At 53.7% G+C, this 18,649-nt stretch carries 22 protein-coding genes and 3 tRNA genes; 8 read left to right on the plus strand and 17 right to left on the minus strand.

What is annotated here, in order from left to right; genetic code table 11:
- Positions 1 to 165: 165 nt before the first annotated feature.
- Positions 166 to 834, minus strand: coding sequence for a YecA/YgfB family protein (locus BFV63_RS13660; RefSeq protein ID WP_003859671.1), 669 nt, complete (start codon positions 832 to 834; stop codon positions 166 to 168).
- 411 nt (positions 835 to 1,245) lie between these two features.
- Between BFV63_RS13660 and BFV63_RS13665 the strand changes: the two genes are divergently transcribed.
- The 6 genes from BFV63_RS13665 (at position 1,246) to BFV63_RS13690 (ending at position 6,855) form a co-directional block, all read left to right on the plus strand.
- On the plus strand, positions 1,246 to 2,367 hold the full coding sequence (locus BFV63_RS13665; RefSeq protein ID WP_003859669.1) for a branched-chain amino acid ABC transporter substrate-binding protein: 1,122 nt from the start codon (positions 1,246 to 1,248) through the stop codon (positions 2,365 to 2,367).
- 68 nt (positions 2,368 to 2,435) lie between these two features.
- Positions 2,436 to 3,350, plus strand: coding sequence for an ABC transporter permease subunit (locus tag BFV63_RS13670; protein ID WP_003859667.1), 915 nt, complete (start codon positions 2,436 to 2,438; stop codon positions 3,348 to 3,350).
- An 11-nt stretch (positions 3,351 to 3,361) separates the two neighbouring features.
- Positions 3,362 to 4,636, plus strand: a complete 1,275-nt coding sequence (gene livM, locus BFV63_RS13675; RefSeq protein WP_048240542.1) for a high-affinity branched-chain amino acid ABC transporter permease LivM — start codon at positions 3,362 to 3,364, stop codon at positions 4,634 to 4,636.
- Positions 4,633 to 5,508: an ATP-binding cassette domain-containing protein gene (locus BFV63_RS13680; protein ID WP_003859662.1), complete on the plus strand. Its 876-nt coding sequence runs from the start codon at positions 4,633 to 4,635 to the stop codon at positions 5,506 to 5,508. The genes livM and BFV63_RS13680 overlap by 4 nt, the downstream gene beginning before the upstream one ends.
- Positions 5,505 to 6,221, plus strand: coding sequence for an ABC transporter ATP-binding protein (locus BFV63_RS13685; protein WP_017384431.1), 717 nt, complete (start codon positions 5,505 to 5,507; stop codon positions 6,219 to 6,221). Before BFV63_RS13680 ends, BFV63_RS13685 begins: the two co-directional genes overlap by 4 nt.
- 163 nt (positions 6,222 to 6,384) lie before the next feature.
- On the plus strand, positions 6,385 to 6,855 hold the full coding sequence (locus BFV63_RS13690) for a hypothetical protein (protein WP_032659207.1): 471 nt from the start codon (positions 6,385 to 6,387) through the stop codon (positions 6,853 to 6,855).
- 5 nt (positions 6,856 to 6,860) lie between these two features.
- On the opposite strand, the gene BFV63_RS13695 is transcribed toward BFV63_RS13690, so the two are convergent.
- From BFV63_RS13695 to uvrY, 9 genes are all read right to left on the minus strand, one after another.
- Complete coding sequence (locus tag BFV63_RS13695; RefSeq protein ID WP_048240541.1) at positions 6,861 to 7,787, minus strand: LysR substrate-binding domain-containing protein; 927 nt, start codon at positions 7,785 to 7,787, stop codon at positions 6,861 to 6,863.
- A 29-nt stretch (positions 7,788 to 7,816) separates the two neighbouring features.
- Positions 7,817 to 8,140, minus strand: a complete 324-nt coding sequence (locus BFV63_RS13700; protein ID WP_003859653.1) for a hypothetical protein — start codon at positions 8,138 to 8,140, stop codon at positions 7,817 to 7,819.
- A gap of 2 nt (positions 8,141 to 8,142) precedes the next feature.
- A complete protein-coding gene (locus tag BFV63_RS23090) occupies positions 8,143 to 8,295 on the minus strand; it encodes a hypothetical protein (RefSeq protein WP_154816366.1) in 153 nt (50 codons plus the stop codon).
- Positions 8,296 to 8,586: 291 nt separating this feature from the next.
- A tRNA-Leu gene (locus BFV63_RS13705) sits at positions 8,587 to 8,673 on the minus strand.
- Positions 8,674 to 8,684: 11 nt separating this feature from the next.
- Positions 8,685 to 8,758 (minus strand) — tRNA-Cys (locus BFV63_RS13710).
- A gap of 51 nt (positions 8,759 to 8,809) precedes the next feature.
- Positions 8,810 to 8,885, minus strand: a tRNA-Gly gene (locus BFV63_RS13715).
- Between the two features lie 163 nt (positions 8,886 to 9,048).
- A complete protein-coding gene (gene pgsA / locus BFV63_RS13720; protein ID WP_003859652.1) occupies positions 9,049 to 9,597 on the minus strand; it encodes a CDP-diacylglycerol--glycerol-3-phosphate 3-phosphatidyltransferase in 549 nt (182 codons plus the stop codon).
- Between the two features lie 56 nt (positions 9,598 to 9,653).
- On the minus strand, positions 9,654 to 11,486 hold the full coding sequence (gene uvrC, locus BFV63_RS13725; protein WP_045337574.1) for an excinuclease ABC subunit UvrC: 1,833 nt from the start codon (positions 11,484 to 11,486) through the stop codon (positions 9,654 to 9,656).
- Positions 11,483 to 12,139 (minus strand): UvrY/SirA/GacA family response regulator transcription factor, encoded by a 657-nt coding sequence (uvrY, locus tag BFV63_RS13730; RefSeq protein WP_003859647.1) that lies wholly within the window; start codon positions 12,137 to 12,139, stop codon positions 11,483 to 11,485. Before uvrY ends, uvrC begins: the two co-directional genes overlap by 4 nt.
- A gap of 397 nt (positions 12,140 to 12,536) precedes the next feature.
- On the opposite strand from uvrY, the gene BFV63_RS23520 reads away from it, so the two are divergent.
- Both BFV63_RS23520 and BFV63_RS13735 read left to right on the plus strand, forming a co-directional pair.
- Positions 12,537 to 12,617, plus strand: coding sequence for a hypothetical protein (locus BFV63_RS23520; RefSeq protein WP_418235935.1), 81 nt, complete (start codon positions 12,537 to 12,539; stop codon positions 12,615 to 12,617).
- Entirely contained in the window at positions 12,604 to 12,828 is a 225-nt protein-coding gene (locus tag BFV63_RS13735; RefSeq protein ID WP_003859644.1) for a DUF2594 family protein, read from the plus strand. Before BFV63_RS23520 ends, BFV63_RS13735 begins: the two co-directional genes overlap by 14 nt.
- 64 nt (positions 12,829 to 12,892) lie before the next feature.
- Here BFV63_RS13735 and sdiA read toward each other — a convergent pair whose 3' ends face one another.
- The 7 genes from sdiA to BFV63_RS13770 all read right to left on the minus strand — a co-directional run bounded on the left by sdiA (position 12,893) and on the right by BFV63_RS13770 (position 18,580).
- Positions 12,893 to 13,615 (minus strand): quorum-sensing transcriptional regulator SdiA, encoded by a 723-nt coding sequence (gene sdiA / locus BFV63_RS13740; protein WP_003859639.1) that lies wholly within the window; start codon positions 13,613 to 13,615, stop codon positions 12,893 to 12,895.
- A gap of 223 nt (positions 13,616 to 13,838) precedes the next feature.
- Positions 13,839 to 14,591, minus strand: a complete 753-nt coding sequence (gene tcyN, locus BFV63_RS13745; protein ID WP_003859634.1) for an L-cystine ABC transporter ATP-binding protein TcyN — start codon at positions 14,589 to 14,591, stop codon at positions 13,839 to 13,841.
- Positions 14,588 to 15,256, minus strand: a complete 669-nt coding sequence (gene tcyL / locus BFV63_RS13750) for a cystine ABC transporter permease (protein ID WP_003859632.1) — start codon at positions 15,254 to 15,256, stop codon at positions 14,588 to 14,590. Before tcyL ends, tcyN begins: the two co-directional genes overlap by 4 nt.
- 21 nt (positions 15,257 to 15,277) lie before the next feature.
- The gene (gene dcyD / locus BFV63_RS13755; protein ID WP_003859630.1) at positions 15,278 to 16,264 is read right to left on the minus strand and encodes a D-cysteine desulfhydrase; all 987 of its coding nucleotides are present in this window, start codon (positions 16,262 to 16,264) and stop codon (positions 15,278 to 15,280) included.
- 103 nt (positions 16,265 to 16,367) lie between these two features.
- Complete coding sequence (gene tcyJ, locus BFV63_RS13760; RefSeq protein ID WP_003859627.1) at positions 16,368 to 17,168, minus strand: cystine ABC transporter substrate-binding protein; 801 nt, start codon at positions 17,166 to 17,168, stop codon at positions 16,368 to 16,370.
- An 86-nt stretch (positions 17,169 to 17,254) separates the two neighbouring features.
- Entirely contained in the window at positions 17,255 to 17,806 is a 552-nt protein-coding gene (gene fliZ, locus BFV63_RS13765; RefSeq protein ID WP_015570235.1) for a flagella biosynthesis regulatory protein FliZ, read from the minus strand.
- A gap of 54 nt (positions 17,807 to 17,860) precedes the next feature.
- The gene (locus BFV63_RS13770) at positions 17,861 to 18,580 is read right to left on the minus strand and encodes an RNA polymerase sigma factor FliA (RefSeq protein ID WP_003859623.1); all 720 of its coding nucleotides are present in this window, start codon (positions 18,578 to 18,580) and stop codon (positions 17,861 to 17,863) included.
- Positions 18,581 to 18,649 lie beyond the last annotated feature (69 nt).

Below are 18,649 nucleotides of genomic sequence, written 5' to 3' on the forward strand. Positions count from 1 at the left end.
TCACCTCCCGACCATCTGCCTGCGGTCGGCTCAACTCGACATCCTGTCTCGATTCGCCTCTGGCCGCCATCCATGGCGTCCAGCCCTTGTCATCTGGTCTCCGGTTCGCCGATTTTAGCGGGGACTCAACACCCGTGCCCCATTCAGGCCACAGTAATTAATGATTTAATGCAGGCAGCAGCTTTTAAACTTCTTCCCACTCCCGCACGGGCACGGGTCGTTACGCCCCACCTTCGACCCGTTCACGATCGGCTTTTTCGCTTCCGGCTGCTGCGGGTTAGCCACCCAGTAGTTATACAAGCGCAGCGCCGCAGGCTGAATGCTCTCGATGCTGGCCATATACTCCTCTTCGGTCAGCGCATCCAGCTTCTCGCTGTTCTCTTCCGTCCCGTGCAGGGCAATCACCGCCAGGTCCGCTTCCAGCGCTTCCGGCAGGGATGACCAGTCCGTCAGCGCCACGCCGCGCATGTAGCCATAGCACCACTCTTCCACCACGGTATAGCTCTGACCGTCAACGTCGTTATAGCCAAACAGCGGTTCAAACTGATCCGGGTATTCGCTCAAACGCTCGGCAATATCGTTCATGTGCTTAAAGCAGAGATCGATAAAACGGTTCATCTCACGATCGTTTTTCCAGCGAGGAATATATTTCTCACCACCCCAGACCGCCACCAGCCAGGTGTCGGGCTCCACCACAACGGGACCGGAAAGTACTGCGGTAAGCATGCCGTCCAGTTCGGACACGTCAATAACGGATGCATCGTCGTGACCGTAAGAGATTAATGTCTCTTCCAGCCACGCCATCTCGCTTTCATTTAATGGGCCTTCAGCCATTGCTGATACTCCTGATAAAAAAAACGATCCTGACATATATCGCCGCGCGTGCCTATCTGAAGTTTAGGTCTTTATTGCTGCAAAAACGTGCAAATCGTGACCGTTGCACAACTTATGGGCTTTGTTGTTAAGGAGATGTGATCTCCGCTGTAAATTCATATCATCCCGCAAAGGCGCATAAAACGGCGCTCTATACTCAACGTGTTGTGACCCGGTCAAGGGATTAACCATTCTGGCAACCTTTTTGCTTAATGTTCTGCGCGCTTCGCGGTGCGTGGGATCCTCGCCGTATTAAGCATGAGATTGCTTCTAAAGTGCATTTTGTTCTCGCTCTTGTTTTTGGATTTACGATGCCATCAGGCGTTCGGGTTTATACCTGGTGCAAAAACCTCTTTGCTAAGGAACATAATAATGTCGCTGAAATTTACCAAAACTCCCCTCTCCCTGGTGCTGGCCGGTTGTCTGGTGACGGCCTTTTCCGCGCAGGCCGATATCGTCATCGGCGTGGCCGGGCCGTTCACAGGCCCGAACGCAACCTACGGCGATCAATACTGGCATGGCGCTACGCAGGCGGCGGAAGACATTAACGCCGCCGGCGGGATCAACGGTGAGAAAATCAAACTGGTTCAGGGCGACGACGCCTGCGAGCCCAAACAGGCCGTCGCCGTTGCCAACCGCTTAGTCGATCAGGATAAGGTGAAAGCGGTCGTCGGCCACTTCTGCTCTTCGTCGACCATGCCCGCCTCCGAGGTCTATAGCGATGCCGGGATCCTCTCCATCACTCCCGGCTCAACGAACCCACTGATTACCGAACGTGGCATGAGCGACATATTTCGCATGTGCGGACGTGACGACCAGCAGGGCCAGGTCGCCAGCGATTTTATTCTTGATAAGCTGAAAGCCAAACGGGTGGTCATCATCCACGATAAAGACACCTACGGTCAGGGGCTGGCGGATGCCACTAAAGCGGCGCTGGCGAAACGCGGCGTTAAGGAGGTGATGTACGAAGGGTTGTCCCGCGGGGAGAAAGACTTTAACGCGCTGGTGACCAAAATCGGCGCACAAAAACCGGACGTGGTGTTCTTCGGGGGCTGTCACCCGGAAGCGGGCCCGCTGGTTCGCCAGATGCGTGAACAGGGCGTGCAGGCGAAGTTCTTCTCGGGAGACTGTATCGTCAATGAAGAGATGGTCACCGCCGCCGGTGGGGCACAGTACACCAACGGTATTTACATGACCTTCGGTAAAGATCCGCGCCTGATCCCGGACGGAAAAGCCGTCATCGAGAAATTCCGCACCGGTAAATTTGAACCTGAAGGGTACACCCTCTACGCCTACGCGTCTGTGCAGGCTATCGCGGCGGCATTCAAGGCCACGAAAGGGACGGATTCCGCAAAAGCCAGCGAGTGGCTGAAGGCCAACCCTGTCGACACGGTGATGGGTAAAAAAGCCTGGGACAGCAAAGGTGACCTCAAAGTCTCTGACTACGTGGTCTACCAGTGGGATGACAAAGGCAAATATAAAGAAGTGCCATAACGGGACGGAATCTGCTCAGCGCCGGCAGGTCTGACTGTCGGCGTAACCCTTTATTCAGGTGCGCGACCATGAGTACATTCTTTCTGCAACAATTAATTAATGGCTTAACGCTGGGGTCGGTCTACGGTCTTATCGCCATCGGCTACACCATGGTGTACGGCATCATCGGTATGATCAATTTCGCTCACGGCGAAGTGTATATGATCTCCGCCTATCTCTCGGCCATTGGCCTGGCCCTGCTGGCGTTTTTTGGACTCCACTCCTTTCCGCTGCTGATCCTGGGGACGCTGGTTTTCACCATCGTGGTCACTGGCGTTTATGGCTGGACGATTGAGCGCATCGCCTATAAGCCGCTACGCAACTCGACGCGTCTGGCGCCGCTGATTTCGGCCATCGGGATGTCGTTGATACTGCAAAACTACGTCCAGCTCAGCCAGGGCCCGCGCCAGCAGGGCGTGCCCACCATGCTTGATGGCGTGCTGCGTTTTCACCTTGGCGAAGGGTTTGTCCAGATAACCTATACCAAAGTCTTTATCCTCATCGCCTCGTTCGCGGGCATGCTGGTGCTGACCTGGATTATCAACCGTACCCGCTTAGGACGCATGTGCCGTGCGGTACAGCAGGATCGTAAGATGGCCTCCATCCTGGGTATCAACACTGACAGAATAATTTCGCTGGTGTTTGTTATCGGCGCAGCCATGGCCGGGCTGGCGGGCGTGCTGATCACCATGAATTACGGCACCTTTGATTTTTACGTCGGGTTTGTTATCGGCATCAAGGCCTTTACGGCGGCGGTGCTGGGCGGCATCGGCTCTTTGCCCGGTGCGATGCTTGGCGGGCTGATTCTGGGCGTCGCAGAAGCGCAATTCTCCGGGATGGTGAACTCGGATTATAAAGACGTGTTCTCGTTTGGATTGCTGGTCTTAATTCTGATCTTCCGTCCTCAGGGGCTGCTGGGCCGCCCTGTCGTGGCTAAAGTGTAAGGAACAACGCGATGACCTCTGACGGTTTTTCCCTGAAGCGCTGCATTCTGGACGCAATTTTTTCTGGAATGATCGCCCTGATTATTTTCGGCCCGATTGCGGGTGTGATACTGGATGGTTACAGCTTTACCTTTGACGGCCAGCGGCTGGCGTGGATTGTTGGCACGGTGATGGTGGGACGTTTTTTGCTGAGCGCCTTTTCAGCTACGGCGGCCGGAAGACGTTTACAGACGCGGTTTGAATCCGACAATGCGGGCGTGTATGTCCGGCCGCCGGCGTATAAAAGCCGCATGCGCTGGATCATTCCGCTGATTGTCACGCTGGCGATCTGCTTCCCGTTTGTAGCAACGAAATACCTTCTGACGGTTGCCATTCTCGGACTGATCTACGTCCTGCTCGGTCTTGGGCTGAACATTGTTGTTGGCCTGGCAGGGCTGCTGGATCTGGGTTATGTCGCCTTCTATGCCATCGGCGCTTACGGGCTGGCGCTCGGGTATCAGTATCTGGGGCTTGGGTTCTGGAGCATGCTGCCGCTGGCGGCGCTAATGGCCGCGGGCGCAGGCGCCCTGCTTGGCTTTCCGGTGTTGCGCATGCACGGGGATTATCTCGCCATCGTCACGCTCGGGTTTGGCGAGATCATCCGCCTGGTGCTGAACAACTGGCTCACCTTCACCGGCGGGCCAAACGGCGTTTCAGCCCCTGCCCCAACCTTTTTTGGCCTTGAGTTTGGCCGACGCGCCAAAGAAGGCGGCGTCCCCTTCCACGAGTTCTTCGGCCTGACCTATAACCCCAACATGAAGTTTATTTTCATCTATGCGGTACTTTTCCTGGTAGTCATGCTGGTGCTCTACATTAAACACCGGCTGACCCGAATGCCCATTGGACGGGCGTGGGAAGCGCTCCGTGAGGATGAGATTGCCTGCCGTTCCATGGGGCTGAATCACGTTCTGGTCAAACTCTCGGCCTTCACCCTGGGCGCATCGACGGCAGGTATCGCCGGGGTGTTTTTTGCCACCTACCAGGGGTTTGTTAACCCGACCTCTTTCACCTTTTTTGAATCGGCCCTGATCCTCGCCATTGTGGTCCTGGGCGGGATGGGCTCCACCGTCGGCGTCGTACTGGCCGCCTTTGTGCTGACCGTCACGCCGGAACTGCTGCGCAGCTTTGCGGAATACCGGGTGCTGCTGTTTGGCATGCTGATGGTGGTGATGATGATTTGGCGTCCTCGCGGTCTGATCCGCATCAACCGCAGCGGATTTGCCGTGCGTAAAGGAGTGGCGCCATGAACGCAACGATTTTACGTGTAGAACATCTGATGATGCACTTCGGCGGGATCAAGGCCTTAAACGACGTCAATCTTGAGGTGCAGCGCGGCTCCATTACCGCACTCATTGGGCCTAACGGCGCGGGAAAAACGACCGTCTTTAACTGCCTGACCGGTTTCTACAGGGCCTCCGGCGGCAACATTCTGTTCAATGCACGAAATAAAACCACAAATGTCATTCAGGTGCTCGGCCAGAAATTCCAGCCGGGCGACTGGCTCAACCCGGCGCAGCTTGGTCAACGCCTGTTCTATAAAATGTTTGGCGGCACGCATCTGGTGAACCGCGCGGGTCTTGCGCGCACGTTTCAGAACATCCGCCTGTTCCGCGAGATGTCCGTTGTGGAAAACCTGCTGGTGGCACAGCACATGCGCGTCAACCGCAATCTGCTGGCGGGGGTGCTGAACACCCCTGCGTATCGTCGGGCAGAAAACGATGCGCTGGACCGGGCGTTTTACTGGCTGGAGGTGGTGGATCTGGTGGATTGCGCGAACCGTCTGGCCGGGGAAATGTCCTATGGTCAGCAACGACGCCTCGAAATCGCCCGCGCCATGTGTACCGGCCCGGAGATGATTTGTCTCGATGAACCTGCTGCCGGCCTGAACCCGGTGGAGACGCACAAGCTGAGTGAGATCATCCGGTTCCTGCGCGACCACCATGACATCACGGTTTTGCTGATCGAGCATGATATGGGGATGGTGATGGGCATTTCAGATGACATCATTGTGCTCGATCACGGCGATGTAATTGCCAGAGGTAAACCGGCTGAGATTCAGCACAATGAAAAAGTGATTGCCGCGTATCTGGGCACCGACGAAAGCGAGGTAAATCTGTGAGCGAACCGATGCTTCAGTTTCAGGATGTGGATGTTTTCTACGGGGTGATCCAGGCGTTGAAGCAGGTTTCGCTTGAGGTTAACAAAGGGGAAACCGTGGCCCTGATTGGCGCTAACGGCGCGGGGAAGTCAACATTACTGATGTCTGTCTTTGGTCAGCCCCGGATCCGCAACGGGCAGATCCTCTTCTGCGGCGAGGATATCAGCCACAAATCTACCCACTATGTTGCCACCGGCGGCATCGCGCAGGCACCTGAGGGACGACGCATTTTCCCGGATATGTCTGTAGAAGAGAACCTGCTGATGGGGACAATCCCCGTCGGCAATCAGCATGCAGCGGAAGATATGCAAAGCATGTTCGACCTCTTCCCTCGCCTCAAAGAGCGACGTAACCAGCGGGCGATGACGCTTTCAGGCGGTGAACAGCAAATGCTGGCTATCGCCCGCGCGCTGATGAGCCGTCCTAAACTTCTGCTGCTGGATGAACCCAGCCTCGGCCTCGCGCCAATCGTGGTTAAACAGATCTTCCAGACGCTGCGCGAACTGGCCCGTAACGGAATGACGATTTTTCTGGTCGAGCAGAATGCGCACCACGCGCTGAAGTTGTCCGACCGCGGCTATGTGATGGTTAACGGCCAGATTCGGTTAAGCGGCAGCGGCGAGGCGTTGCTGAAGGATCCGGAGGTGAGGAAGGCGTACCTGGGTGGAGTGTGAAACGAAAAGGCTATAGTGAGAAAAACTCACAGTGATTGCCATTATTAATCGTTTTTCTGATGCGACCGCATTCAAATATCATCTTCACGACCCGCCTTTGCGCGGGTCGATAAAACGTTCAGCCGCAAACTGAATAATAATGATAAGAGGATCCGGGGCAAATATGACACTTGATGCGTTATATCAGTTATTGAAAACTGTATTACCACCTGACACCGATTCAGCCGATGATTTACAGGATTTTATGGCCATGCTTATGGCGACGAAACATCACTCTGAGGCTCTGTCACCGTTTGCGCAGCGCGTATACATGCTATCCGTTGCCCATCGCGACCCTAAGCAAGCGGCTGCGCTGATTTCAGCCTGTCATCCTGAAGCAGGAAAGCCCCTTCCGCTGCTCGACTTCTCCGGCTGGCCGGACGTGCGTTACGCCACTTCAGGTGAATTACAGACGCCCGAGTCTGAGGACTATTTTCACAAGATTTCGTCTGCCGCCACGCTATTACGCGCGGCAATCATTGACGCTGAGCAACAGAAAAACACGCCAGCATTTTATATTCTGGATAAGGTACTCAGCCTGAACAGCGCTTTGCCAGAACGTTATAAAAAGATGGCAAACATATCTTATTCATAACGGTATTAATAAACCCGACTGTCATCGTATTCCAGATAATCGATATCCAGCGCCGGAACGACCGGGGTATGGTTTTGCAGCCAGGCCAGAAGATGCTGAATGCTCTCTCTTTTGAGTGAATTTGTTGGCCAGACGAGGTAGTAGCCATCCCCTGTCGCAATAGCTTCCCTGAACGGCAGGCCCAGCAGGCCGCTTTTCAGGGCATCAAGCGTGAGATGCAGGTCGGCGATAGCGATGCCGTGCCCGTTCATCGCGGCAATACTTCCCTGTTCAAGGGTATCGAACACCATACCGCTGCTCATATCGAGCCCCGGGAACAATCCTGTTCTTCGCAGCCAGCGCCGCCAGTCACGTCTGTCCGGTGAAGGATGGATCAAATCACATTGCGGAAGCCGTTGCCGGGCCGGTTCGATAAGTGATGGAGTACAAACCGGGATAAGCCATTCATGAAAAAGCAGCTGACTTTCCGTTGTGTCACCAAAACGGCCATTACCAAGAAGGATGGCGCAGTCGTAGGGCTCAAGATTGAAATCAACGGTATCAATGTCCATCCAGACGCTGGCAATCTCAACCTGTGGTTTTGCATGGTTGTTGCGAAAAGATCGCAGCACGTCGAGAAGCCATCTCATGGTCAGGGTGCTGGGTGCTTTTAACCGCAGCAGGTGGTTTTCACTGCGAAATGCCCGGCAGGCCCATTCAATGCTCGTGAAGCTCTCGTTCAGCTGTCCGGCAAGCACTCGCCCGGCTTCAGTGACCTCCACGCGAGGACCTTGCCTTTTGAAAAGCTCGCAGTCGAACCACAGTTCAAGGGTACGAACATGTCTGCTGACCGCACCCGGCGTAATATTGAGCGTTTCAGCGGCTTTACTGAAGGAGTTCAACCGCGCAGCAACTTCAAACGCACGCAGTGCATACAATGGCGGTAAAGACATAACGTCCCTTAAATGAAAATTTCATTATGCTAAAACTTGTTCCGGGGCAACGCCAGCAAGTAAATTATGGAGAAAAACAATGATCCCCAATATACCGAGTCATATCGATAGGGGTCAAAATCGATATGCAAAAAGCTGCGGACAAACTCGTAGCCATTAGCAAAGATGTTTATCTGAACGGCTGCAACAGCGATTACAAACACCATATATGCGATAAATAGCGGGTATTTATGCAGCCTGTTAACTTTTAGTTTCCCGAGATAAAGCAAGAAAAAAATTGCAACAGATACAACAAAATAGACGATGGCAGGCCAAACGGGTGGATGAAGCGAAAATTCTAATTCTTGCGACATAATCAGTTCTCTTTAGCTATCTGGTACATCTGCCATCCCGTAATGCTCCCAGTGGTCAAATCCAGCGCCATTGCGGTTTTAGATGCCTCTTGCCAACCGTAGTTCATATCCTGTACGTTCGAGAGCTTGTCGCCGGAGAACAATGTTTTGATCATTTGTTGATACCCTTGCCCAGCCCATTTGCAAGCTCTTCCACTTTTTCTAAGGAAAATCCAAATGAAGTTATCTGCGAAGCTGCCGCAGGGCAATCGATGAAACGGAGATATAAGAATTTACGCGATAAGGAAACGCCCTCGACGCATAATGATCGAAAAATTATGGTTGTGCATGGGTCAGGCACGAAAAATAAGATTTGTTGTCAGGAAGGGGGAATTGCAGGCACAAAAAAACCACCTTTCGGTGGTTTCACGACACTGCTTATTGCTTTGATTATTCTGCTTTTCCCATGGTAGCCGGAGTGGGACTTGAACCCACACAGCGCGAACGCCGAGGGATTTTAAATCCCTTGTGTCTACCGATTCCACCATCCGGCCAGGGAAGAAAGTGGAGGCGCGTTCCGGAGTCGAACCGGACTAGACGGATTTGCAATCCGCTACATAACCGCTTTGCTAACGCGCCTTAAATCTGTTGTCTTTCGACCTGCACCCGCAAACTGCCGATGCTTTAATCTGGAGCGGGAAACGAGACTCGAACTCGCGACCCCGACCTTGGCAAGGTCGTGCTCTACCAACTGAGCTATTCCCGCATGTCATCAAGTAACTATTTAACGACTTCCTAACCACTTGATTTCATTATCGTCCGGCTAACTGTGCCGCCGTTCGATGCGTTGCATTCTACTGATATGACGTTATGAGTCAACGTTATTTTTTGCATCTCAGGATCGTTTGCTGAAAATTAAGCCGAAACGATCACTGTTCAAGCAAATCACCGCGCGCAGCGTTCAAATATTGCAGCATTGACCACAATGTCAGCACCGCCGCAACCCACAGCAGACCAATGCCGGCCCACTCAACCCAGGCATTCGGACGCCACAGCATCCACACCAGCGCCGCCATCTGCGCAGTGGTTTTAACTTTCCCAATCCAGGACACCGCCACGCTGCTGCGTTTACCCAGCTCCGCCATCCACTCGCGCAGGGCAGAGATAATAATCTCACGTCCAATCATGGTCGCGGCAGGCAGCGTCACCCACCAGGTATGATAATGTTCCGCGACCAGCACCATCGCGATTGCTACCATCACCTTATCCGCAACCGGATCGAGGAATGCGCCAAAGCGGGTGCTCTGGTTCCAGCGACGCGCCAGATAACCGTCAAACCAGTCCGTCACGGCAGCGATCAGGAAAATAAGCGCACAGGCAAAAGGCGCCCAGACGACCGGCAGGTAAAATGCCAGGACGAAGAACGGAATGAGCACAACGCGAAAGAGAGTGAGCAACGTAGGGATATTAAATCGCATGATGACGGTAACTGTCTGTTGTCAGTAAAATTTAGCTCTATGTTGCTACAGAGCCCTCAATGTTTCAACGAGTAGTAGATCTTTTCTGCCAGCCCTTGCGAAATACCCGGCACTTTTGCAATTTCTTCCATACTGGCGTTGAGTAATCCTTGCAATCCGCCCATATACTTCAACAGCATCTGGCGACGTTTTGGCCCGACGCCTTCAATCGTCTCAAGGGTACTGGTATTTTTCACTTTCGCCCGTTTTTTACGGTGCCCGCTGATGGCATGATCGTGCGACTCATCGCGAATATGCTGGATCACGTGCAGCGCAGGGGAATCCGGCGGCAGGCTAAAGCCCTCGCCTTCCGGCTCAAAGAACAGCGTTTCCAGGCCAGCCTTACGATCTGCCCCCTTCGCTACCCCTAGCAGCAGCGGATGGTTCTTGTCCCACTCTACGTCGAGCGATTCGAATACCGCCTTCGCCTGCCCCAACTGCCCTTTCCCGCCGTCGATAAGGATAACGTCCGGGATTTTGCTCTCTTCAATCGCTTTACCATAGCGACGGCGCAGCACCTGGTTCATGGCGGCATAATCGTCACCGGGCGTAATGCCGGTGATGTTATAGCGACGATACTCTGCCCGCAGGGGGCCATTCGCATCAAAGACCACACACGACGCCACGGTCTGCTCACCCATCGTATGGCTGATGTCGAAGCATTCCATGCGTTTCACTTCCGGCAGCTTGAGCAGCGTAGCAAGGGCGGTTAAACGCTGACTGACGGTCGACTGCTGGGACAGTTTGGTGGTCAGCGCCGTGGCGGCATTGGTTCGCGCCAGCTTCAGATAACGCGCGCGATCGCCCCGCGGTTTCGTCTGGACATTCACCCGGCGGCCTGCCAGCTCTGAAAGCGAATCTGCCAGCAGGGTTTTATCGTCGAGCGTGAAGTCTAGAAGGATCTCCGAGGGCAGCGTACGCATCTGGCTGCCCTGCAAATAAAACTGGCCGACAAAAGTCTCCACCACTTCACCCAGCTCAGTGCCGCCCGGCACCTTCGGGAAGTAGCTGCGGCTGCCGAGCACTTTGCCCTGACGAATAAACAGCACGTGAACACAGGCCAGACCGGCGTCAAAGGCTACGCCGATAACATCGAGGTCGTCGCCCGTATTAGAAACAAACTGCTTCTCGGTCACCCTGCGCACCGCCTGGATCTGGTCGCGGATGCGTGCGGCCTCTTCAAATTCCAGCGCCGCGCTGGCTTTTTCCATACGAGTAATCAGTTGCGTCAGCACCTGATCGTCTTTCCCGGCTAAAAACAGGCGGACATATTCCACCTGCTGCGCGTACTCTTCTTCGCTTACCAGCCCTTCAACGCACGGCCCCAGGCAGCGGCCAATCTGATATTGCAGGCACGGCCGGGAACGGTTGCGGTAGACGCTGTTTTCACACTGGCGAACGGGGAAGATTTTTTGCAACAGCGCCAGCGTTTCGCGTACGGCATAACCGTTCGGGAAAGGGCCAAAGTATTCACCCTTCGCATGCTTAGCGCCACGATGCATCGCCAGGCGAGGATGGGTATCACCGCTCAGGAAGATAAACGGGTAGGACTTATCATCGCGCAACAGGACGTTGTAGCGCGGCTGATACAGCTTGATATAGTTGTGCTCAAGCAGCAGCGCTTCCGTTTCCGTATGCGTTACGGTGACATCAATGTTGTGTATAAGTGCGACCAGCGCTTCGGTTTTACGGGAGGCAAGGTTGCTGCGGAAATAGCTGGAAAGGCGTTTTTTCAGATCTTTTGCCTTACCGACATAGATAACCGTACCGCCAGCGTCGTACATTCGGTAGACGCCCGGCTGGCTGGTGACGGTTTTCAGAAATGCTTTTGAATCGAACGCTTCACTCACTGACTTATTAACGACTCCGCATTGCACAAACCATGGCGAATGGCCAGGTGAGTCAGTTCGACATCACCGTGAATGTTCAATTTACTGAACATCCGATAGCGATAGCTGTTGACCGTTTTCGGGCTGAGATTCAACTGCTCTGAGATCTCATTCACCTTCTGACCTTTAGTGATCATCAGCATAATCTGCAATTCGCGCTCAGACAAACTGGCAAACGGAGATTCCGTTTTTTCCGGTTCAATCTGACTCAGAGCCATCTGTTGAGCAATATCAGAAGCGATGTAACGCTGCCCGGCGTATACGGTGCGGATCGCATTGACAACTTCCTGCGGCGCGGCGCCTTTACTGAGATACCCGGCAGCACCCGCCTGCATAACCCTGGCAGGCAGCGGATTTTCGGTATGGACGGTCAGCATGATAACTTTGGTATCAACGAACATGCGCGCGATTTTGCGCGTGGCTTCAAGCCCGCCAATACCGGGCATGTTCATATCCATCAGCACCACGTCTGCGGAGTTAGCGCGACACCATTTGACGGCATCTTCGCCACAGCACGCCTCGCCGGCAACTTTAATACCCTTTATATCTTCAAGAATGCGTCGTATCCCTGCGCGCACCAGTTCGTGGTCATCAACAAGAAGGACGTTGATCAAAGGAAATGTCTCCAGAATAGGGATAACGCTACTGACTGCTAATTGGGTTTATATTAACGGTTTTCCATGCAAGATTAAAACGCTAAAAAATCGGCTATACGATTCTGGTCTCGTTTTTGGAAATTAGGCTGTACAGCAAGTGGAAAGAAAACCCTTGTCCGCTGGGCTTTTACCGCTATTTTCTAGCATCGATTTTCAAAAAGTTACTAAAACAGTTGTTAACTCAAACGAAAAAGAGCGCGCGATTTTTTGTAACAACAATTAACGAATGACGAACCGGGGATAAACATTTAATTGCCGCTAACATATTGGACAGAGTACCTTCATAATCCGCGTCGACCAATAATCGCGGCGCGACAAGTATAAAAAACAACCACTGCATTTTTTGCCATAGCTTGTGGTATACTCCGCCGCCTTAACTTTCATCGTCGCGCTCATGCGCTGTTTTATAATGAGGAAAATAAATGAGCACACCTGAATTTGCCACTGCCGAGAATAACCAGGAACTGGCACAGGAAGTAAACTGCCTGAAGTCGCTGCTGACGCTTATGCTACAGGCGATGGGCCAGGCTGATGCTGGTCGTGTGATCATTAAAATGGAAAAACAGATCGCGCAGATGGAAGACCAGGCGGAATCCGCTGTTTTTGCCAATACGGTTAAGCAAATTAAACAAGCCTACCGCCAGTAACAAAAACGGCTGGATGCAAAGCATTCAGCCGTTTTCTCGTCTGACACGCAGAACGTGATATCAGTCAGATAAGTCCCGTCGCCGCGGCATAACACGCTATCTGGATCTTATTCGGTGCGTTGAATTTCTTCTGCATATTCTTCTGGTGGAAATTGACGGTATTTTCCGAGATGGAAAGAATGATGGCGATTTCTGCCGACGTCTTCCCTTCTGCGGTCCACTTCAGAATTTCCCGTTCACGCTTGCTGAATTTCATTTCAGGCGGCATCACCGTCTCATGTTCAAAGCGCAACAGCGTAGTGAGCGCCATCTGGACCAGCATTTGTAAACGCAGCTCAACTTCTTCACTGGATATCGAGTGTGCCTGTAAGCTGGTACATGACACGGAAAGGAAACCGAGCGCATGATTTGGCATCATCAGACACTGCGTTATTCCCTTGCGTAAACCGTGGTCCCGCGCGCCGTCCCATAATTGCTGGGCATCCGTGAATAATTCATCCGTCCAGGGCAAATGTCCCTGAATGAAATTCTCCGGCTTCAGTACCGGGTCAATGGCGAAATAATTCTCGGATTGATATTGCGCCATCCATTGTTGCGGATAACTGGAATGGACGGAGGTTCGCGGGCGGGTAAATGGCACAGGGTGTCGAACACAAAGCGCATAATAATCGAATTCAAGCGCCTGCGTTTGTCGCTGAAGTTCCTGATATACCTCGTCAGCACAGGTCATTTGCTGAAACCGGAGGACGCATTCCCGTCGCCAGGTGAAAAAGTCTATATCCCTCATACTTGCCGAATGAAGCCTCTGATAAAGATAATCATTATTATGGTGAATATAACCTAACACATTTAGCATGATTATTTATATAAAATATCGGCCACAGGCAGATTATCTTTAATTTGGCGATGGCTTATCCACTTCAGGCGGAATAAAAAAGCAACAGAACGGAGTTTAAGGGAGGATAATTTGCTCCAGAAGCGGCATCTGGAGCAAATTGAACGCTAAAATGCTACTGCATTAAGAATTTTTCAAGGAACTGGCGGGTACGGGGCTGCTGCGGATTGGCAAACAGCGCTTTAGCTGGCCCCTGCTCAACTATTCTCCCCTGATCCATGAAAATAGCCCGATCGGCAACGTCGCGGGCGAAGCTCATTTCATGCGTCACAATCACCATCGTGCGTTTCTCCTGCGCCAGCTGTCGGATGGTGTTCAGCACTTCCCCGACCAGCTCAGGGTCGAGCGCGGATGTGGGTTCGTCAAACAGGATCACATCAGGGCGCATCGCCAGCGCGCGCGCAATGGCGACACGCTGCTGCTGCCCGCCAGATAAGCGACGCGGATAGCTCGTCTCCTTCCCTGCCAGGCCAACCTTCGCCAGCAGCTCGCGGGCGCGGACCGTCGCGTCCTCCTTAGGTTCCCCCTTGACGATGACCGGCCCTTCAATAATGTTTTCCAGCACCGTGCGGTGCGGGAAGAGATTAAAGCTCTGGAACACGAAGCCGACATGCTGGCGCAGGCGGCGAATCAGCCCTTTTTGCTGGCTGATAGGTTTCCCGGTATCAATGGTGATATCACCCACGCGGATCGTCCCGCCTTCGGGCTGCTCCAGTAAATTGATGCTGCGCAGCAGCGTGGTTTTGCCTGACCCGCTCGGGCCGATAATTGCCACCACTTCGCCCTGCTCAACCTCAAGATCAATGCCATGCAGCACCGTTTGCCCGTGGAATTTTTTCACCAGGTTTTTGACGTCAATTGCACTCATTTTGGATCACGCTCCTGGCGGTTAAGCTGGTTTTCAAAATAGTTTTGCAGAGCGGACAGCACCGTCGCCATCACCCAGTAAATCAGCGAGGCCGCCAGATACATAGTAAACACTTCCAGCGTACGCGAGGTGATCAGCTGCGCCTGACGGAACAGCTCCGGCACCTGAATGGTCGCCGCAAGGGAGGTGTCTTTCACCAGGCTGATAAAGCTGTTGCTCAGCGGCGGCAGCGCCACGCGCGCCGCCTGGGGCAGGATCGCCCGGCGCAGCGTCTGCCACGGGGTCATCCCGATACTGGCCGCCGCTTCCCACTGCCCTTTATCGATGGAGGAGATCGCCGCACGCAGCGTTTCAGAGGTGTACGCCGCCGTATTCAGCGACAGGCCAATCATCGCCGCCGGGATCGGATCCAGCTCGATACCGAACTGTGGCAGCCCGTAGTAAATCATAAACAGCTGGGCGATAAGCGGCGTTCCGCGGAACACGGAGATGTAAAACCGCGCCAGCCACCGCACCGGCCAGATGTTGGACATGCGCATCAGTGCCAGCACAAACCCGAGCACCAGCCCGAAGAACATCCCGCCGATACTGAGCTGTAAAGTAAACACCGCGCCTTTAAGCAAGAACGGCAGCGAATCAATAACCAGTTGAATACTTTCTTGCATTATTATTTTTCTACCTGATTTTTAGACATGAGGATGATAGGCAAACAGCGCAGGCGCTCCGCCAGTATGAACAAACAAAATAGGTCCTTCATCCTTAAAGCGCTTGCGGGCAATGCCGTCGATCAGGCCCGCCATTGCCTTACCGGTATAGACCGGGTCAAGCAGAATACCTTCGAGACGGGCCAGCAGCTTAACGGCCTCCATCCCTTCATCATTGGGGGTGCCATAGCCCGGCGCGAAATAGTCATCCCACAGCAATATTTCCGCCTTCGCCTGAAGCGCAAGCTGTTCAGCCACCGCCTGTTGCAGGGTGACGACTTTCGGCTTTTGGTCCGCAACGCTTCTGGATACCGTCACGCCAATCAGCTCGACCTCCGGCATCAGCTGCTCAAGCCCGACCGCTAAACCGGCATGGGTCCCCGCACTGCCGGACGCCACCACCACCGAGGATAAACTTACCGCGCCTTCGCACTGCTGAGCGATTTCCAGCGCGCTCTCAACATAGCCGAGGGCACCCAGCGCATTCGAGCCGCCAACCGGGATCACGTACGGACGAAAACCCTGCGCTTCCAGACGCGTCGCCAGCTCGTCGAGCTGTGCTGCCGGGTCGGTCAACGCGTCGACCATTTCAACCTGCACGTTGAACAGATCCAGCAGCAGACGGTTACCGTTAGTCAGGTAATTCTCTGCCTGCGTCCCGATCGGGTTCTCCAGCAGGGCTACGCAGTGGAGTCCCAGCTTCGCCGCCACTGCCGCCGTCTGGCGAACGTGGTTAGACTGAATTGCCCCGGCGGTGATCAGCGTATCCGCCCCCTCGCGCAGGGCATCGGCGGCGAGAAATTCCAGCTTGCGCAGCTTATTTCCGCCCATCGCCATGGGCGTCACATCGTCACGCTTAATGAAAATATCGCGCCCCAGATAGTCAGAAAATCTCGGGAGAAACTCCAGCGGCGTGGGTGCGCCGATAAATTCCAGACGGGGAAAGCGCGTTAAATTCTGTAGTGACATGGTTCCTCCGGTCACGCAAACAATTGTTATTTCATTATGCACGCAGACGCGCGAGAAATAAAAAAGGCGCTTTTAAAAGCGCCTTTTTTTGTCAGTCAGAGACTTATTTCGTCACGTCTGCGCCGAACCACTTCTCAGAAAGCGCCTTCAGGCTACCGTCTTTCTGCATCTCAGCAATGGCACCATCGATGGCTTTCAGCAGATCCTCGTTACCCTTACGCACCGCCACGCCGGACTCCTGACGGGAGAACGCATCACCCGCGACAGCCAGGGTATTGTTGGTTTTCTTCACCAGATCCAGCGCTGCCAGGCGGTCCACCAGAATGGCGTCGATACGGCCTACGCGCAGATCCTGGTATTTCGTCGGGTCATCATCGTAGGTACGGATATCCACGCCCTGCACGTTCTGGCGCAGCCACTCTTCGTAGTTGGTGCCCAGACCGACGCCGACTTTCTTACCTTTCAGATCCGCTGCGGACTTGATGCTGCCTTCGTTACCTTTCTTCACCAGCGCCTGAATACCGGACACGGTGTACGGCGTGGAGAAGTCATACTTCTTCTTACGTTCGTCAGAAATGGTTACCTGGTTAATCACCACGTCAATACGTTTGGAGTCCAGTGACGCCAGCATCCCATCCCATTTGGTGGGTTTCAGGGAGGCTTTAACGCCGAGGTGTTTTGCCAGCTCCTGCGCAAACTCCACTTCAAAACCGGTCAGTTTACCGTCGTCACCCTGGAAGCTGAACGGAGGATAGGTTCCTTCCAGCCCAACCAGCAGCGTGCCGCGCTCTTTAACTTTGTTGAGCAGATTCTCTGCCGCGAACGTTTTCACGCTCATCCCCGCGACCAGCGCAACGGCCATCATCCCCATCAGCGCCTGACGACCCAGAAGTGCTAATTTCATAAGTACTCCGATACAGTGGAATTTTTGAGTAGTGTAGAGAAATCGCCTGCAACGTCAAAGGCGGCTGCGCTACATCTTATTCTTTTTTAATATATATCAGAAGTTGTTCCGGCGCGGACTTTCTGCTTTATGACGCCCGGCATCTGGACTTTATATTGTGCATACTTTCGCAGCGCGATGCGGTAATTGTTGGTACTGGTGGCGGGCAGCCAGGGCTCCAGATTTTCATCCAGGTATCCGGTCGTCAGCAGATCGCGGGAGATATTTTGCATGGTCAAATGCTGACCCAGGCGGCGCAGGCGAACCACGTATTCACGCACGGTGCCGTGACTCATCTCGGTTTGTTCAAACAGGAACTGCTTGAAGCCGATAATATCGAAGAAGTCGCTTTGCTCTTTGCAATGGAGATCGCCACAGAAACGGCAAAGCGCTACCCACTCTTTTTGCTCTTCAAGCCAGGCGGCTTCATCCATCAGCGTATCGAGGCGGGAAATCGCAATCTTATTCACGATTTCACCGCGACGAACCAGCGTGATGCGGTCGAGTAATTTTTTACAGTGGGCGCAATGCGTCTGGCTGTGTTTAAAGTCTTTCAGGTAGCGGCTTAAAGGCCGTCTTTTAGATTGCTGCACCGTCATGATAACTCCTGGTTGTCAATACGTTGTGCGGCATTTCCAAGGCGAATGACTCACCTATAACTTACCCAGTTTTGTGCGCAGGCGTTTAATGGCCTGGCTGTGCAGCTGGCTCACCCGTGACTCGCCCACCTCCAGCACGGCACCAATCTCTTTGAGATTGAGCTCTTCCTGGTAATAGAGGGTTAACACCAGTTGCTCACGTTCCGGTAAAGCTTCAATCGCTTCCATCACGCGCTGGCGTAAATTCCCTTCCAGTAAGTGGTGTAACGGGTTTTCTTGCTGATGTTCATCCGTCACCAGCTCGATGCTATCGCCATGCTCTTCGCGCCACTCATCATAAGAGAAGAGTTGGCTGTTATTGGTATCGAGCAACATCTGACGATATTCTTCAACAGGAATGCCCAGACGTTCCGCCACTTCGGTTTCCGTCGCGTTGCGCCCCAGCTCCTGTTCCAGCTGCCCCATCGCATGCGCCACTTCGCGCGCGTTGCGGCGAACGCTGCGCGGCACCCAGTCGCGGCTGCGCAGCTCGTCCAGCATCGCACCACGAATACGCTGCACTGCGTAAGTCGTAAATGCCGTTCCTTGCAGAGCGTCGTACCGGTCAACTGCATTCAATAACCCGATACCGCCCGCCTGTAGCAGATCGTCCAGTTCCACGCTCGCCGGCAAACGCACCTGGAGGCGCAATGCTTCGTGACGCACCAGCGGAACATAACGCTGCCACAGCGAGTGTTTATCCATTACACCTTCAGCGGTATAGAGTGAATTCACGATAAACAGCCCTGCGTTAGTTGAGTTATCGGCATGATTATCCGATTCTGGAGGGGTTTTAATCGGGTG

The sequence above is a fragment of the Enterobacter hormaechei subsp. xiangfangensis genome, assembly GCF_001729785.1.
Classification (GTDB): Bacteria; Pseudomonadota; Gammaproteobacteria; order Enterobacterales; family Enterobacteriaceae; genus Enterobacter; species Enterobacter hormaechei_C.

What these genes read in the sequence shown, in the direction of transcription:
- BFV63_RS13660 (WP_003859671.1), bottom strand. Translation starts at nt 834, where the DNA reads ATGGCTGAAGGCCCATTAAATGAAAGCGAGATGGCGTGGCTGGAAGAG.
- BFV63_RS13665 (WP_003859669.1), top strand. Translation starts at nt 1,246, where the DNA reads ATGTCGCTGAAATTTACCAAAACTCCCCTCTCCCTGGTGCTGGCCGGT.
- BFV63_RS13670 (WP_003859667.1), top strand. Translation starts at nt 2,436, where the DNA reads ATGAGTACATTCTTTCTGCAACAATTAATTAATGGCTTAACGCTGGGG.
- livM (WP_048240542.1), top strand. Translation starts at nt 3,362, where the DNA reads ATGACCTCTGACGGTTTTTCCCTGAAGCGCTGCATTCTGGACGCAATT.
- BFV63_RS13680 (WP_003859662.1), top strand. Translation starts at nt 4,633, where the DNA reads ATGAACGCAACGATTTTACGTGTAGAACATCTGATGATGCACTTCGGC.
- BFV63_RS13690 (WP_032659207.1), top strand. Translation starts at nt 6,385, where the DNA reads ATGACACTTGATGCGTTATATCAGTTATTGAAAACTGTATTACCACCT.
- BFV63_RS13695 (WP_048240541.1), bottom strand. Translation starts at nt 7,787, where the DNA reads ATGTCTTTACCGCCATTGTATGCACTGCGTGCGTTTGAAGTTGCTGCG.
- BFV63_RS13700 (WP_003859653.1), bottom strand. Translation starts at nt 8,140, where the DNA reads ATGTCGCAAGAATTAGAATTTTCGCTTCATCCACCCGTTTGGCCTGCC.
- BFV63_RS23090 (WP_154816366.1), bottom strand. Translation starts at nt 8,295, where the DNA reads ATGATCAAAACATTGTTCTCCGGCGACAAGCTCTCGAACGTACAGGAT.
- pgsA (WP_003859652.1), bottom strand. Translation starts at nt 9,597, where the DNA reads ATGCGATTTAATATCCCTACGTTGCTCACTCTCTTTCGCGTTGTGCTC.
- BFV63_RS13735 (WP_003859644.1), top strand. Translation starts at nt 12,604, where the DNA reads ATGAGCACACCTGAATTTGCCACTGCCGAGAATAACCAGGAACTGGCA.
- sdiA (WP_003859639.1), bottom strand. Translation starts at nt 13,615, where the DNA reads ATGAGGGATATAGACTTTTTCACCTGGCGACGGGAATGCGTCCTCCGG.
- tcyN (WP_003859634.1), bottom strand. Translation starts at nt 14,591, where the DNA reads ATGAGTGCAATTGACGTCAAAAACCTGGTGAAAAAATTCCACGGGCAA.
- tcyL (WP_003859632.1), bottom strand. Translation starts at nt 15,256, where the DNA reads ATGCAAGAAAGTATTCAACTGGTTATTGATTCGCTGCCGTTCTTGCTT.
- dcyD (WP_003859630.1), bottom strand. Translation starts at nt 16,264, where the DNA reads ATGTCACTACAGAATTTAACGCGCTTTCCCCGTCTGGAATTTATCGGC.
- tcyJ (WP_003859627.1), bottom strand. Translation starts at nt 17,168, where the DNA reads ATGAAATTAGCACTTCTGGGTCGTCAGGCGCTGATGGGGATGATGGCC.
- fliZ (WP_015570235.1), bottom strand. Translation starts at nt 17,806, where the DNA reads ATGACGGTGCAGCAATCTAAAAGACGGCCTTTAAGCCGCTACCTGAAA.